Source organism: Neobacillus sp. PS3-34 (assembly GCF_030915465.1).
In the GTDB taxonomy this organism is placed as follows: Bacteria; Bacillota; Bacilli; order Bacillales; family Cytobacillaceae; genus Neobacillus_A.
The window spans coordinates 879558-895560 of record NZ_CP133267.1 but is presented as its reverse complement, the minus strand read 5'-3'; the positions used below and the strand labels follow the sequence as shown (position 1 = coordinate 895560).

10 protein-coding genes and 5 pseudogenes are annotated in these 16003 nt (G+C 42.7%); 14 read left to right on the top strand and 1 reads right to left on the bottom strand.

What is annotated here, in order from left to right; all coding sequences use genetic code 11:
• The first annotated feature begins 60 nt into the window (after positions 1-60).
• Positions 61-708: a thiamine diphosphokinase gene (locus RCG23_RS04455; protein ID WP_308178754.1), complete on the top strand. Its 648-nt coding sequence runs from the start codon at positions 61-63 to the stop codon at positions 706-708.
• Between the two features lie 101 nt (positions 709-809).
• Entirely contained in the window at positions 810-893 is an 84-nt protein-coding gene (gene spoVM / locus RCG23_RS04450; protein WP_007087787.1) for a stage V sporulation protein SpoVM, read from the top strand.
• A gap of 140 nt (positions 894-1033) precedes the next feature.
• Here the strand turns inward: spoVM and rpmB are convergent, their stop codons facing one another.
• The gene (gene rpmB / locus RCG23_RS04445) at positions 1034-1222 is read right to left on the bottom strand and encodes a 50S ribosomal protein L28 (RefSeq protein ID WP_090830093.1); all 189 of its coding nucleotides are present in this window, start codon (positions 1220-1222) and stop codon (positions 1034-1036) included.
• Positions 1223-1522: 300 nt separating this feature from the next.
• Between rpmB and RCG23_RS04440 the strand changes: the two genes are divergently transcribed.
• The 12 genes and pseudogenes from RCG23_RS04440 to smc all read left to right on the top strand — a co-directional run bounded on the left by RCG23_RS04440 (position 1523) and on the right by smc (position 15990).
• Positions 1523-1885 (top strand): Asp23/Gls24 family envelope stress response protein, encoded by a 363-nt coding sequence (locus RCG23_RS04440; RefSeq protein ID WP_308178753.1) that lies wholly within the window; start codon positions 1523-1525, stop codon positions 1883-1885.
• Positions 1854-3661 (top strand): annotated as a pseudogene (locus RCG23_RS04435) (DAK2 domain-containing protein). Before RCG23_RS04440 ends, RCG23_RS04435 begins: the two are co-directional and overlap by 32 nt.
• A 133-nt stretch (positions 3662-3794) precedes the next feature.
• Complete coding sequence (sdaAB, locus tag RCG23_RS04430) at positions 3795-4457, top strand: L-serine ammonia-lyase, iron-sulfur-dependent subunit beta (RefSeq protein WP_308178752.1); 663 nt, start codon at positions 3795-3797, stop codon at positions 4455-4457.
• A 49-nt stretch (positions 4458-4506) separates the two neighbouring features.
• Entirely contained in the window at positions 4507-5403 is an 897-nt protein-coding gene (gene sdaAA, locus RCG23_RS04425) for an L-serine ammonia-lyase, iron-sulfur-dependent, subunit alpha (protein ID WP_308178751.1), read from the top strand.
• On the top strand, positions 5387-7435 hold the full coding sequence (gene recG, locus RCG23_RS04420) for an ATP-dependent DNA helicase RecG (RefSeq protein ID WP_308178750.1): 2049 nt from the start codon (positions 5387-5389) through the stop codon (positions 7433-7435). Before sdaAA ends, recG begins: the two co-directional genes overlap by 17 nt.
• Before the next feature lie 157 nt (positions 7436-7592).
• Positions 7593-8159 (top strand): transcription factor FapR, encoded by a 567-nt coding sequence (fapR, locus tag RCG23_RS04415; protein WP_308178749.1) that lies wholly within the window; start codon positions 7593-7595, stop codon positions 8157-8159.
• Between the two features lie 14 nt (positions 8160-8173).
• A pseudogene (plsX, locus tag RCG23_RS04410) lies at positions 8174-9180 on the top strand (phosphate acyltransferase PlsX).
• 13 nt (positions 9181-9193) lie between these two features.
• A pseudogene (gene fabD, locus RCG23_RS04405) lies at positions 9194-10140 on the top strand (ACP S-malonyltransferase).
• Positions 10137-10880, top strand: a complete 744-nt coding sequence (fabG, locus tag RCG23_RS04400; protein ID WP_308178748.1) for a 3-oxoacyl-[acyl-carrier-protein] reductase — start codon at positions 10137-10139, stop codon at positions 10878-10880. Before fabD ends, fabG begins: the two are co-directional and overlap by 4 nt.
• 387 nt (positions 10881-11267) lie before the next feature.
• A complete protein-coding gene (acpP, locus tag RCG23_RS04395; RefSeq protein ID WP_308178747.1) occupies positions 11268-11501 on the top strand; it encodes an acyl carrier protein in 234 nt (77 codons plus the stop codon).
• A 137-nt stretch (positions 11502-11638) separates the two neighbouring features.
• Positions 11639-12383: pseudogene (rnc, locus tag RCG23_RS04390) on the top strand (ribonuclease III).
• A gap of 41 nt (positions 12384-12424) precedes the next feature.
• Positions 12425-15990, top strand: a pseudogene (gene smc, locus RCG23_RS04385) (chromosome segregation protein SMC).
• Positions 15991-16003: the final 13 nt, after the last annotated feature.

The window sequence follows — 16003 nt, the reverse complement described above, 5'->3', positions numbered from 1 at the left end:
GCCAGCAGACAATGCTGGCTTTTCTATATGCTCGGTTAATGAAGAGGGGATGTAAATAAGATGATTATAAATATTTTGGCGGGTGGCCCGTTAGAGCAAGTCCCTGAACTGGACACATATTCAGCCAAAAACGGTACTTGGGTTGGTGTTGACAGAGGAGTTTTTACCCTTTTATCAAAAGGGATTGTACCGGATATTGCTTTTGGGGATTTCGATTCTGTAACAGCAGCAGAATGGCAGTTAATAAGGCAAAAAGTGGAGTCCTTAAAGAAATATAAACCAGAAAAGAACGAAACAGATATGGAAATTGCCTTGAATTGGGCAATTGAACAGAACCCGTCTGAAATTAGAATTTTTGGCTGCACCGGGGGTAGGCTTGACCACTTATTGGCCAACATTCAATTGCTTTTAAAGCCTTTATTTAGCGGAAGTGGCTGTGAAATTCATCTTATTGACAAACAAAACACCGTTTTCGTAAAAGGGCCCGGCATATACAAAATAAAGAGAATCCAGGAAAAAATGTATACTTCGTTTCTCCCGCTTACCTTAGAAGTTAAGGGTATCACACTTGAAGGATTTAAATATCCTTTAAATGACTGTCATATTTCCATCGGATCTACACTATGTATTAGTAATGAACTTATTAATGAAGAAGGTACTTTTTCATTTTCTGAAGGCATATTAATAGTGGTAAGAAGCCGCGATTAAATTGCTTCTGCAGATTAAGTACTTATTTTTCTTTATTGAATAGGATGATAAGGGCACACGGTTGAAGGCTGTAAACGTGTGATATGGTGAGGAGGGACAGTATGAAATTTTATACGATTAAACTGCCGAGGTTTTTGGGCGGGCTTGTCCGGGCGATGATTGGAGCATTTAAGAAAAACGAATAGCTGTTAATGTTTGCTGTCTGCCAAATAGAAAGACAACCTTTCTGAACCGTTTTTAGCACCTTTTCTGAAGGTGCTTTTATTTTTTGCCATTTGGGTAAAAATAAAGAAAAGACATCCCATTGAAGGATGTCTAATCGATATTAAACGCGTTCAACTTTACCTGATTTTAACGCTCTTGCAGAAACCCATACACGCTTTGGCTTTCCATCAACAAGAATGCGTACTTTTTGAAGGTTTGCACCCCATGTGCGCTTGTTAGCGTTCATAGCGTGAGAACGTGCATTACCAGTTGTTGTTTTCTTACCAGTGATAACACATTTACGTGGCATATTTATTTCCCTCCTTAACTACAAAAAGCTTTCATGCTTTTATTAACAAATTCAGATGTTGCCATCCGTTTCATTGAGAAAAATGGCTTGGCCATATTTCTGCCTAAAGATACTTTAATAATTTATCACACAACGTATCTGAATGCAATACTTGTGAAGAAAGCTTTCAAGAAAAAAACCTTGACATTGATTCAGTTTGCAGGCTTTATAGTAATCAAAGCAAGTATGACTTTCAAAATTGCAATGTCTATAGTAAAATGACTGTAGCCAAGGAGTAATTTTCCAAAGGGGGAACGTTCCATGTCCATCGAATTAAAAACCAAGTACGGACAAATTGATATTTCGAATGAAGTTATCGCAACCATCGCAGGTGGAGCAGCAACAGATTGCTATGGAATTGTCGGTATGGCGTCAAAAAGTCAAATTAAAGACGGCCTTACAGAAATTTTAAGAAGAGAAAACTTCACTCGGGGTGTGATTGTCCGCCAGGAAAACGAGGAAGTACATATTGATATGTATATAATTGTCAGCTATGGAACGAAAATTTCAGAAATTGCCCATAACGTGCAATCGAAGGTAAAATACACGCTTGATCAAACTGTTGGACTGGCCGTTGACTCGGTAAATATTTATGTTCAGGGAGTTCGAGTTACGAACCCGTAAGTTCGCAAAACGAACAAATGGATCATATCGATCACTTTGTTCGTGCACGAACCTTTTTTTCGTAGTAACGAACCTCAGTGAGGAGGAAAGTTTTGTGTCAATAACAGCATTAGACGGAAAACGTTTTGCAGAGATGGTGATTCAGGGTGCGAATCATCTTTCTGCAAATGCAGATATGGTTGATGCCTTAAACGTTTTTCCAGTTCCCGATGGTGATACAGGAACAAATATGAATTTATCTATGACCTCAGGTGCGAAAGAAGTAAAAAATAACGTACAGGATCATATTGGGAAAGTTGGGGTTGCTCTTTCCAAAGGACTTTTAATGGGCGCACGCGGAAATTCTGGCGTTATCCTTTCCCAATTGTTTCGAGGTTTTGCAAAGGCGATTGAAAACAAAGCGGCAATCTCAGGCAAGGACTTTGCTGCAGCTTTGGACTTAGGTGTGGAAACAGCTTATAAGGCAGTAATGAAGCCGGTAGAAGGAACCATTCTGACTGTTGCGAAGGATTCAGCCAAAAGAGGCGTACAGGCTGCCAAAAACAGCGATGACGTTATTGTAATCATGGAGGAAGTGCTTGCTGAAGCACGGGAATCCTTAAAACGGACTCCAGACCTGCTCCCAGTTTTAAAGGAAGTAGGTGTCGTTGACAGCGGCGGACAAGGACTTGTTTTTGTTTATGAAGGCTTTTTGGCTGAATTAAAAGGAGAACAGCTCCCAGATTCGCCAGCCGCGCTGCCTTCAATGAATGAATTGGTGAGTGCAGAGCATCACAAAAGCGTACAAAGCTACCTCAATACAGAAGATATTGAATTTGGCTATTGTACGGAAATGATGGTGAGATTTGAAGCTGATAAATTAGCCAATAATCCGTTTAAAGAAGAAAATTTCCGTTTGGATTTAAGCCAATATGGTGATTCCTTATTAGTCATTGCGGATGAAGAACTTGTAAAGGTCCATATCCACTCAGAACAGCCGGGAACAGTGCTAAGCTATGGGCAGCGCTACGGAAGCCTGATCAATATTAAAATCGAGAATATGCGCCAGCAGCATACGAATATTGTTGGTGAAACACATACACCGCTTGTATCGGAAAAACCTGCTCAAAAGAAAGAAAAGCAGGAATATGGTATTGTAACGGTTTCAATGGGAGCAGGAATCGCAGACTTATTCAGAAGCATTGGAGCCCATGCAATTATTGAAGGCGGCCAAACGATGAATCCAAGCACAGAGGATATCGTCAAAGCGATTAAAGATGTAAATGCTAAGAAAGTCTATATTTTGCCTAACAACAAAAATATCATTATGGCAGCACAGCAGGCAGCAGAAGTAGCAGAGGAAGAAGTATCTGTCATTCAAACAAAGACAGTTCCTCAGGCCTTTCTGCACTGCTTGCATTTAATCCAGGTGCAGATTTTAAGACGAATGAGTCTTCAATGAATGAAGCACTAAAGCGTGTTAAAACTGGCCAAATCACATTTGCTGTACGTGATACTAGCATTGATGGGCTGGAAATTGAAAAAGATGATTTTATGGGAATTGCTGACGGTAAAATTATCGTGAAAAACCGCGACAGAATGAAGGCGGCCGAAGCCTTGCTTTCAGCTATGCTTGATGAGGATTCGGAAATTCTCACCATTATTCAGGGTGAAGGGGTTAACGAAGAGGAAGTTAATAGCCTGGCACAATTTGTGGAAGAAAATTTCGCTGATGTAGAAGTTGAAATCCATAATGGCAAGCAGCCGCTTTATTCCTTTATTTTCTCTATCGAGTAACCGAATAAAAGGCAGATATTAATACTAGACCTTTAGGATACAGAACGGATAAAATAGAAGGGGGAATCCCCTTCTATTTTTTTGCTTTTTTAGGGGATGTGGAGAACTTAGTTTTTCAAAGGGGAGAGCGATTGTGAAATATAAAAGTGTTTTTGATATAATCGGGCCAATCATGATTGGACCTTCAAGCTCGCATACTGCCGGAGCAGCAAGAATTGGCAGGGTAGCGCGAAGCTTGTTTGGGCGGGAGCCAAAATGGGCAAATATTTCGTTTTATGGTTCCTTTGCCAAAACCTATAAAGGGCATGGGACAGATGTAGCCATTATCGGGGGAATTCTCGATTATGATACCCATGATGAAAGGATTATTCAGGCGATTGATCTTGCAAAAGAACGGGGTATGAAGATTCGTTTCATAGAGGAAGATGCAATCACCGAACATCCCAATACGGCAAGAGTTTTTATTGGTGATGAAAAAGGTGAGCTTGAGCTGGTCGGAATTTCGATTGGCGGAGGTAAAATTGAGATTACCGAATTAAATGGCTTTGAACTAAAGCTTTCAGGCCACCATCCTGCTATCCTGGTTGTCCATGATGACCGTTTTGGAGCCATTGCTGCAGTATCAAACATCCTGGCTAAGTACGAGATTAATATCGGCCATATGGAGGTTTCCAGAAAAGAAAAGGGGAAACTGGCTTTAATGACAATCGAAGTCGACCAAAACATCGATGATGATGTCCTTCATGAAATCGAAAAGCTTCAGCACATTTTAAAAGTGACAAAGATAGTTGATTAAATACATTAATATACAATAGATTCTTGTGCGTTCAGAAGGGGGAAGGCAAATGTTTCGTAATGTTGCCGAGTTAGTAGAATTGGCTGTTAGCCAAAACAAAAAGATTTCCGAGCTTATGATTGAGCAGGAAATGACGGTTACAGGCCGTTCACGTGAAGAAATTATTTCTTTTATGGATCGAAACCTGCTGATAATGGAAGAGGCAGTTGAACGGGGTATTAAGGGAGTAAAATCACATTCAGGCCTGACAGGCGGAGATGCGGTTCTGCTTCAGCAGTATATTGAAAAAGGGGATTTCCTTTCAGGGGAAACCATTTTGGACGCAGTCAGCAAGGCAGTAGCGACGAATGAAGTAAATGCTGCTATGGGCACCATTTGCGCGACACCGACTGCGGGATCTGCAGGGGTTGTGCCAGGGACTCTTTTCGCAGTGAAAAAGAAATTAAACCCATCACGCGAACAAATGGTATCGTTTCTGTTCACAGCCGGTGCATTCGGTTTTGTAGTAGCAAATAATGCATCCATTTCCGGTGCTGCCGGGGGCTGCCAGGCAGAAGTTGGGTCAGCTGCTGGAATGGCTGCTGCCGCTCTTGTTGAACTAGCAGGCGGGACGCCGGAGCAATGTGCTGAGGCAATGGCAATTACGTTAAAAAATATGCTAGGACTTGTCTGTGACCCTGTTGCAGGGCTGGTTGAAGTGCCTTGTGTGAAACGAAATGCGATGGGAGCGGCTAACGCAATGGTAGCAGCGGATATGGCTCTTGCCGGTGTGAAAAGCAGAATCCCATGTGATGAAGTTATTGATGCAATGTATAAAATAGGCTTATCTATGCCGACTGCTCTAAAAGAAACAGCACAGGGAGGGTTGGCGGCTACTCCGACTGGTCGTGAGCTGGAAGCAAAGATCTTCGGAATTCCGCTGAATAAACGTGAATCCAAATCTTAATCAATCTGTTACCGCGATAAAAGGAATTGGGGAAGAAACAGCTGTGACGCTCGCTGAAATGAATATCCACTCTATTCATGATTTACTGGAGAACTTCCCATATCGTTATGAGGATTACCGCCTAAGGGATTTGGCAGACGTAAAGCATGAAGAAAAAATTACGGTTGAAGGGAAGGTTCACAGCGAGCCTTCTCTTGTCTATTATGGACGGAAAAAATCCCGGCTGACAGTCAGAATGCTGGTTGACAGATACTTAATACAAGTTACTTTTTTTAATCAGCCTTATTTAAAAAATAAAATTGCGGTAAATGAAACGATAACTGTAACAGGGAAGTGGGACCAGCACCGCCAGCTGATAACGGCCAATGAAATGCAAATAGGATCTTCAATGAAAGCGAGCAATTTTGAACCGGTTTATACCCTTAGGGGCAACGTAACAATGAAAGGGATGCGTAAATTTATTAAACTTGCATTCCATCAATATGGAAGTCTTATAGAGGAGAATCTACCTGACGCTCTCTTGATGAAATATAAGCTTTTAGGCAGGCATGATGCCTTAAGGGCGCTTCATTTCCCTGAAAATGAGGATGATGTCAAGCAGGCGAGGCGCAGGTTTGTTTACGAAGAATTCCTTTCCTTTCAGCTGAAAATGCAGGCTTTGAGGAAGTTTGAAAGGGAACAGTCACCTGGTATTAAAATAAATTACGATTTAAGCAGGTTAAAGGATTTCATTGACAGCCTTCCATTTCCGCTTACAAATGCACAAAAAAGAGTCGTTAACGAGATTCTTTCAGATATGAAGTCTTCCTACAGGATGAATCGTCTTCTGCAAGGCGATGTTGGTTCGGGAAAAACGGTTGTTGCCGCAGTATGTCTTTTTGCGGCTGTGACATCCGGATACCAGGGAGCACTCATGGTTCCAACCGAAATATTGGCGGAACAGCATGCTGAATCGTTAAAGGGGTTATTGGAGCCATTTTCCATACAGGTCGAATTGTTAACGAGTTCAGTAAAAGGAAAGCTGCGAAAGGAAATTCTCCGGAAGTTATCTGAAGGAGAGATCGATATTTTAATTGGTACACATGCTTTAATCCAGGATGAGGTATCCTTTAAGAAGCTTGGATTTGTTATTACGGATGAGCAGCACCGTTTTGGAGTCGAGCAGCGAAGAGTCCTTCGTGAAAAAGGCGAAAATCCGGATGTCCTTTTCATGACAGCGACGCCTATACCTCGTACGTTAGCCATCACGGTATTTGGTGAAATGGACGTATCGATCATTGATGAAATGCCGGCTGGCAGGAAGGCAATTGAAACATATTGGGCCAAGCAGGAGATGCTTGAGCGTGTGCTTGCCTTTGTAGAAAAAGAGCTTCGAAAAGGGCATCAGGCATATGTGATTTGTCCATTGATTGAGGAATCGGAAAAGCTTGATGTTCAAAATGCCATCGAAGTGCATTCCATGCTTTCCTTCCACTTCCAAAATCGGTATAAGGTCGGCTTAATGCACGGCAGGTTAAACTCTGACGAAAAAGATGCAGTTATGAAAGCATTTAGTGCAAATGATGTACAGGTTCTCGTTTCGACTACGGTAGTCGAAGTAGGGGTAAACGTTCCAAATGCCACGATGATGGTCATATACGACGCGGAGAGATTTGGGCTTTCACAGCTCCATCAGCTTCGCGGACGTGTGGGAAGAGGGAGCGACCAATCCTTCTGTATCCTGCTTGCCGACCCTAAGACAGAGGTTGGTAAGGAAAGAATGAAAATCATGACGGAGACAAATGACGGCTTTGTTTTAAGTGAAAAGGATCTGGAACTTAGGGGACCAGGTGACTTTTTTGGTAAAAAGCAAAGCGGAATACCTGAATTCAAAGTGGCTGATATGGTCCATGATTACCGTGCATTGGAAACGGCCAGAAATGATGCCGCGATGCTGATTGCTTCAAGCACATTCTGGGAGTCTCCGGAATATGAGGCGCTTAGAAGAGAGCTCGAGAGTACCGGGGTTCTGGATGGAGAAAAGCTTGATTAGCAATGACTGGAAATTTTTTACCAATAATAGATAAACTACCTAAAATATAAAGCGAAGAAGCAGATTGCAGTGAAGGTGAAGTAATTCTTGCAATCTGCTTTTCTTAATTTTATACTACTATTAGTACCTAGTCATAAGAGTGCGGACGGTGTGATTGATGAAAAGAAATAAACGTGAACGGCAGCAATTATTAACGTTAACGATAAGAGAAAATCCCTTTATAACAGATGATGAGCTTGCAGAAAAATTTTCCGTAAGTGTTCAAACCATCCGTCTTGATCGGCTGGAGCTTTCCATACCAGAGCTTCGTGAGCGAATAAAAACAGTCGCCGAGAAGCGGTTCGATGATGAAGTCCGTTCCCTGCCGCTAGATGAAGTAATTGGGGAAATAATAGATATGGAATTGGACCGCAGTGCCATTTCCATTTTTGATGTTAAAGAAGAGCATGTGTTTAAGAGGAACCGGATAGCACGGGGGCACCATGTTTTTGCACAGGCAAACTCTTTAGCCGTAGCTGTTATTAATGATGAATTGGCTCTGACAGCTAAGTCAAGTATTCAATTTAAGCGCCAGGTTAAACAAAATGAACGGGTTATTGCCAAGGCGAAGGTTACGAAAATTGATGAAGGCAGCGGCAGAACTTTTGTAGAGGTAAACAGCTTTGTGAATAGTGAGCTTGTTTTCTCGGGAGAATTTGAAATGTACCGTTCAAAAAACAATTAAAGGATGCGAACTACATGAAGCTGGCTATAGATGCAATGGGAGGCGACAATGCTCCAAAGGAAATTGTTTTAGGAGCATTGAAGGCAGTGGAAGCTTTCTCAGACATACATATCACTCTTGTTGGAGATGAGAAAAAAATAAAGGAATATATTACCGGCCATGATCGGATCAGCATTTTGCACACAGATGAAGTGATTCTTGGAACGGACGAGCCTGTCAGGGCAGTTCGCCGCAAAAAGAATGCCTCCATGGTCCTTGCGGCACAACAGGTGGCCGACGGGAACGCGGATGCATGCATTTCAGCTGGAAATACCGGTGCCCTGATGGCTTCTGGCCTGTTTGTGGTAGGACGGATTGAAGGAATTGACCGCCCGGCACTGTCACCGACCTTGCCGACAATCGGCGGGGAAGGATTCATCCTTTTGGATGTAGGCGCCAATGTGGATGCAAAGCCTGAGCACCTGCTCCAATACGCAATTATGGGCTCCATTTATGCCGAAAAGGTAAGAGGAATAGCTAACCCGCGAGTAGGCCTATTAAATATTGGTTCTGAAGAGAAAAAAGGAACCGATTTGACGAAGCAATCATTTGCACTGTTAAAAGAAGCAGCCAATATCAATTTTATTGGGAATGTGGAGTCCAGGGACCTGCTTGAAGGTGCCGCGGATGTGGTGGTTACGGATGGATTTACGGGCAATATGGTTCTTAAAACGATCGAAGGCACCGCAATGTCAGTCTTTAAGATGTTAAAAACAGCACTAACCGGCAGCATGAAGAGCAAGCTGGCAGCCGCAGTACTTAAGCCAGATCTTGTAAAACTGAAAAATTCAATGGACTATTCTGAATATGGCGGTGCTGGCCTTTTGGCTTGAAGGCTCCTGTCATTAAGGCGCATGGATCCTCCAATGCCCAGTCATTATTCAGTGCCATCAGGCAAACAAGGGAAATGGTTGGAAATGATGTTACAGGGCTGATCAAAAAGTCGATCGAGCAAATGGAATCATCTGCTGATCACACATAAAGGGAGTGTTTTTATGGGTAAAATAGCATTTTTGTTTCCTGGACAGGGTTCACAGACAGTTGGAATGGGAAAAGGCCTTTCTGAGAAATATCCCAATGTCCAAAACGTCTTTGAACAAGCGGATAGCAAATTGAAAATTGATTTGAGCAGGCTGATTTTTGAAGGTCCGCAGGAAGAACTTACATTAACCTTCAACGCACAGCCGCCCTATTAACAACAAGCATTGCCATTTTGGAATTCTTCCGGAATTCCGGTATTAAAGCAGATTATGTTGCCGGCGATAGCCTTGGGGAGTATACAGCACTCGTCGCGGCTGGAACCCTTACCTTTGAGGAAGCGGTTTATGCTGTCCGGAAAAGAGGAGAGTTCATGGAAAAGGCAGTTCCTAATGGTGAGGGTACGATGGCGGCAGTTCTCGGCCTCGATAGGGAAAAGCTATCTGAAGTGACTGCCCGGATTACTGAATCCGGTCATCCAGTGCAGCTTGCCAATTTGAACTGTCCTGGACAAATCGTCATATCAGGCTCTAAAAACGGAGTAGAATTAGCCGGTATACAGGCAAAAGACGCTGGAGCGAAAAGGGTCATTCCACTCGAAGTAAGCGGTCCATTCCACTCGAGCCTAATGAAGCCTGCAGCAGAGCAATTATCCGCTGTGCTGGACGAAATTCATATGAAGGATGCGAGTATTCCTGTTATTGCGAATGTAACTGCTGAGCCAATGAGCAATGCTTCTGAAATAAAGGGAAAATTAATTGAACAGTTATTCTCTCCTGTCTTATGGGAGGACTCTGTAAAGAAAATGATCGCTTTGGGTGTAGATACTTTTATTGAGGTCGGACCTGGGAAGGTTTTATCCGGATTAGTCAAAAAAATCGACCGGACAGTAAAAACGTATTCTGTTTTTGATGAGGAAAGCGGACTTTCTGTAATAGAAGCATTAAAGGAGGATAACCTATGAATCTGGATGGAAAAGCGGTACTGGTAACTGGAGCGTCCCGCGGCATTGGCAGGGAAATTGCCCTGGAGCTTGCTAGGCAGGGAGCAAATATTGCGGTAAATTTCTCTGGCAGTGAAGCGAAAGCGAATGAAACAGTTGACGAAATTAAAGCAATGGGAAGAGATGCCTTCGCAGTGAAGTGTGATGTGTCGGATTCTGAATCAGTGAGTGCAATGGTGAAGGAAACGATTGACCGCTTCGGAAAACTTGATGTACTCGTTAACAATGCCGGTATTACCAGGGATAACCTTTTAATGAGGATGAAGGAAGAAGAATGGGATGATGTCATCAACATTAACTTAAAAGGCGTTTTTCTTTGCACCAAAGCTGTGACGCGCCAGATGATGAAACAACGGAATGGCAGAATCATCAATATTGCATCTATTGTTGGCGTGAGCGGAAATCCAGGGCAGGCCAATTACGTGGCTGCAAAGGCGGGAGTGATCGGCTTGACGAAAACGACTGCAAAGGAACTCGCATCCCGGCATATTACGGTCAATGCGATTGCTCCAGGATTTATTACGACAGATATGACCGAGAAGCTTACGGAGGAAGTAAAGACAGAAATGTTGAAGATGATTCCTTTGGCGCGTTTTGGGGAACCTAAGGATATCGCAAAAGTAACGGCCTTCCTTGCGTCAGACGACAGTTCTTATATGACAGGACAAACGCTGCATATTGACGGCGGAATGGTAATGTAAATAACTTTTTACAATTCATGTTAAGTAATTAATAATCTAGTTTTTGGCAAAGGTTTTGATGTCCAGTTCCAGCGCCTACCCCCTCGAGGTCATAAGCCCCCCTCTCCGGAGGGCAGGAAAATGAAGTAAAGACTGAGATAATTCTTTGAATAATAGGTCTTTATCATCCCGCTTTGATGGGTGCTCCTGCGGTATAGGGTAATCGGGGAGTTAATGTTCACCTCGTCGCATGCCAGCAAAGAAGTTTAGTCAGTGTGGTAGGCATCCTGCGAGGTGCGTCTTATGCTTGTCGGGGGTGAACAAGGCGCTTTCACATTTCTTTTTTCATTTATTGATTTATTATTTTGATGTTATACTCTATAATAGCTTGAGGGGAGGTGAACAAGCATGACTGATGTATTAGAACGCGTAACAAAAATCATCGTGGACCGTCTTGGTGTAGATGAGTCTCAAGTAACCCTTGAAGCTTCGTTTAAAGAAGATTTAGGTGCTGATTCACTAGATGTAGTTGAATTGGTAATGGAATTAGAAGATGAGTTCGATATGGAAATTTCTGACGATGATGCTGAAAAAATCGGCACAGTTGGCGATGCTGTTAATTACATAAATAGCACTAAATAATCGTTGGATTTCTTGCAAAGCTCCGTTTTCAAACGGGGCTTTCTTCTGTATTATAGAAGGGATATCATTTCCTGCTGAAGGTATGATATTTTTAGGGGCCAGCAGGGCGCTCTACTAGAAAGCTGGGTGGAAATACGATGCGCAAAAATGAAAGGGAAATTGAGATGAATATTAATCGCGCAAAAGAAAATCTGTTTAAGGATTTTCAGAAATATATGGGAATACAATTTGAAAATGAATCATTATTAAAACAAGCTTTTACCCATTCATCATATGTGAATGAGCATCGCAGGAAGCCTTTTGAAGATAACGAAAGGCTTGAATTTTTAGGAGACGCTGTTTTGGAGCTGACTGTTTCACAGTTTCTTTTTAAGAAATACCCAATGATGAGCGAGGGAGAACTTACTAAGTTAAGAGCAGCGATTGTTTGTGAACCTTCCCTTGTTTCCTTTGCCAATGATCTAGCATTTGGGAAAATGATCCTTCTTGGTAAAGGAGAAGAAATGACAGGCGGAAGGGAAAGACCTGCACTGCTTGCAGACGTTTTCGAAGCCTTCATTGGAGCTCTCTATTTGGACAAAGGAATTGAGCAGGTAACAGAGTTTCTCGACAAAGTCGTATTTCCTAAAATTAATGCCGGTGCTTTTTCTCATGTGATGGATTTTAAAAGCCAGCTTCAGGAGCTGGTACAAAGAGATGGAACGGGAGCAATCGAATACCGGGTCCTTCAGGAAAAGGCCTGCCCACAATCGGGAATTTGTATCTCTTGTTTCTTTAAACGGGCAGGAATTGGGCACTGGTACAGGCAGATCGAAAAAAGAAGCAGAACAGCATGCTGCTCAGATGGCCCTGGGAAAATTAAAATCAAAAGCAGAAAGCTAACATAAAGAGTATGATGCCAGCCCGCCTAAGGAGGAAAATACATGTATTTAAAACGGTTGGATGTCATTGGTTTCAAATCCTTCGCGGAACGAATTGGTGTTGAGTTTGTACCAGGTGTGACAGCCGTAGTCGGTCCCAATGGCAGCGGGAAAAGCAATATAATTGATGCAATCCGCTGGGTACTAGGGGAACAGTCGGCTAAATCGCTGAGAGGTACAAAAATGGAAGACATCATTTTTGCAGGAAGCGATTCACGAAAACCGCTAAATATTGCAGAAGTGACGCTTACCCTCGACAATGAGGATCAAGGTCTTGCGATTGACTACAACGAAGTAAGTGTGACAAGAAGGGTTTATCGTTCAGGCGAAAGTGAATTCCTCATCAATAAACAGCAATGCAGGCTGAAGGATATTATTGATCTATTTATGGATTCCGGACTTGGCAGAGAAGCTTTTTCTATCATCAGTCAGGGAAAAGTGGAAGAAATTTTAAATAGTAAGGCAGAGGACCGCAGGACCATTTTTGAAGAAGCGGCAGGTGTTTTAAAATATAAAAACCGCAAGAAAAAAGCAGAAGTGAAACTGACAGAGACCCAGGAAAACCTCAACCGTGTCCAGGATATTCTTCACGAGCTTGAAGGACAGGTGGAACCCTTGAAAATCCAGGCATCGATTGCCAAGGATTTTATTGAAAAAAAAGATGAACTTGAAAAGATAGAAGTAGCTTTAACGGTTTATGAAATCGAGGATTTACATCAAAAATGGAAAAATATTTCTGAGCAGCTTGAGGACCATAAAAACGAGGAGATAAAGATTTCCTCTGAATTGCAAACAAAAGAAGCTAGAATTGAAGAAAAAAGGGATCATATTACAGCTCTTGATGAATCAATCAGTGATTTACAAAACGTTCTCTTATACGCAAGTGAGGAACTTGAGAAGCTTGAAGGGCGAAAAGAGGTTTTGAAGGAGCGTAAGAAAAACGCTGTTCAAAATAAATCACAGCTTGAACGGAATATCCAGGAGATTTCCGAAAAACTCAACGTCCTCACGACACAAAAGGAACAGCAGGAAACTGCGGTTACATCCCTCGGTGAACAAGCAAAGGCTTTGCAGTCGCAGCTGAAGGAAAAACAAGAAAAGCTTCAACTGTACAGTGAAAATATCGACGAAAAGATAGATTCATTAAAAAGTGAGTATATTGAGCTTCTCAACAACCAGCAGGCGCAAAAAATGAACTTAAATATATTGGGCAGCAGCTTGAGCAGCAGATGCGAAAAAATACGCGGCTTGATGAAGAAAATGTGAAATATTTAGAGGATCGTCAACTGGCCGAGGCAAAGAAAGCCAAAATACAGGGTGAGATTAAAGAGCTTCGGCAGGAGATTGAAAAACAGGCGGATTCCTTCAGAGAATCCCAGCGCAGGCTAGAGACAGAAAGAAACAGTTATGAAAAACAGGAGAAGACGCTCTATCAGGCATATCAATTCCTGCAACAGGCAAAATCAAGGAAAGATATGCTTGAGGATATGGAGGAGGATTTCGCTGGCTTTTTCCAGGGAGTTAAGGAGATTCTAAAAGCCCGTGGAAACAGGCTCTCTGGAATTGAAGGAGCAGTTGCAGAACTACTTCAGGTCCCAAAGCAATTTGAAACCGCACTGGAAACAGCTCTTGGTGGAGCGCTTCAGCATGTTGTTGTAGATACGGAACAGAGTGCAAGAACGGCGATCCAATTTTTGAAGCAGAATTCATATGGGCGAGCCACCTTCCTCCCGTTAAGTGTCATCAAAGGGCGTCCGCTTTCTTCAGTTCAGCTCTCCTCGATTCAAGGTCATCCTTCTTTTGTCGGTACGGCCGTCAGCCTGGTGTCCTTCGAATCTAAATACGCTGAAGTTATGAACAATCTTTTGGGGAACGTCATTGTGACGAAAGATCTGAAGGGAGCCAATGATTTGGCAAAAATCCTTCAGTATCGTTCCCGTATGGTCACACTCGAAGGCGATATTGTGAATCCAGGAGGGTCTATGACCGGAGGGGCAATGAAGCAAAAATCGTCCTCGCTCCTCACTCGAAAGGGCGAATTGGATGACCTGAAAGAAAAAATTGCAGATATGGAAGATAAGACGTCCAAGCTTGAAATGCTTGTGAAATCCTTGAAGGAAGATATTAGTAAGCATGAAAGCGGTCTTGAAGCGATAAGAAAGACGGGCGAGGAGCTCCGATTGAAAGAACAGGAGCTTAAAGGAGATCTTCGTGAAGCTGAATTAGAAGAGAAAAACATCAACGACCGACTTGCCATTTATGATTTGGAGAAGGGACAATATTCGGAGGAAAATTCGACCCTAACTGCAAGGGAACGGGAATTAAAGAAAATGCTTGAAGCCTATTCGGATGAAATTGCGTCCCTGGATGCCCTTATTATCCGTATGACTGAACAAAAAACAAGTGATTTAACGTCTAAAGAGGCTTTGCTCAATATAATCAGTGAGTTAAAAGTGGAATATGCCTCGAAAAATGAGCAGTTTTCCCATGCGCGTGAACGCTTTGCTGCTGTTAAGCAGGATTTGGAGGAAAGCGAACAAAAGCTGGCCATCTTTACAGAGGATTTGCAGCTGCTTTCTTCAGAAATGACCAACAGCTCTTCAGGCGAAGAACAACTTGAAGCTGCCGCAAAAACCAAACAGAAGGACAAAGAAGAGACAATTAAGCTTATTTCAACCCGACGAGAAGAGCGCCTCAAGCTTCAAACAAACCTTGAGGATGAAGAAATAGAAGCAAGAGAGCTTAAACGCCGCCATAAAGGTCTTGTTGTAGTTCTCAAGGATGAGGAAATAAAGTTAAACCGATTTGATGTCGAATTGGAAAACCGACTTGCCCATCTGCGCGAAGAATATTTATTATCCTTTGAGGCAGCTAAGGATCAGTACCCATTAACGATTCCTGCGGAAGAGGCCAAGAAAAAAGTAAAACTGATCAAGCTTGCAATTGAAGAGCTTGGAAGTGTTAACCTTGGAGCGATCGAGGAATATGACCGGGTATCGGAACGCTATGAATTTTTACTTGAACAAAAAACGGATTTACAGGAAGCGAAGGATACACTGTTCCTCGTAATCGGTGAAATGGATATTGAGATGAAGAAGAGGTTTGCACAAACCTTTGAAGGGATACGCTCCCACTTCGAACCTGTTTTCAAAGCATTGTTCGGAGGCGGAAGAGCTGATTTAAGGCTGACAGATCCAGAAGACCTGTTAAATACAGGAGTAGAAATCGTCGCTCAGCCTCCTGGGAAGAAGCTTCAGAATCTGGGATTATTATCTGGAGGAGAACGGGCACTGACGGCAATTGCACTCCTGTTTTCAATTTTGAAGATCCGTCCTGTTCCATTTTGTATCCTCGATGAGGTCGAAGCTGCGCTTGATGAGGCTAATGTTCATCGTTTCAGCCAATATTTAAAACGCTACAGTGCCGAAACTCAGTTTATCGTTATTACCCACCGGAAAGGCACGATGGAGGAAGCGGATGTCTTATACGGAGTAACAATGCAGGAATCGGGAGTTTCCAAGCTGGTCTCGGTCCGGCTTGAGGAATCGAAGGAGCTTGTCGAATCTTAAGTTAAGGAAGTGG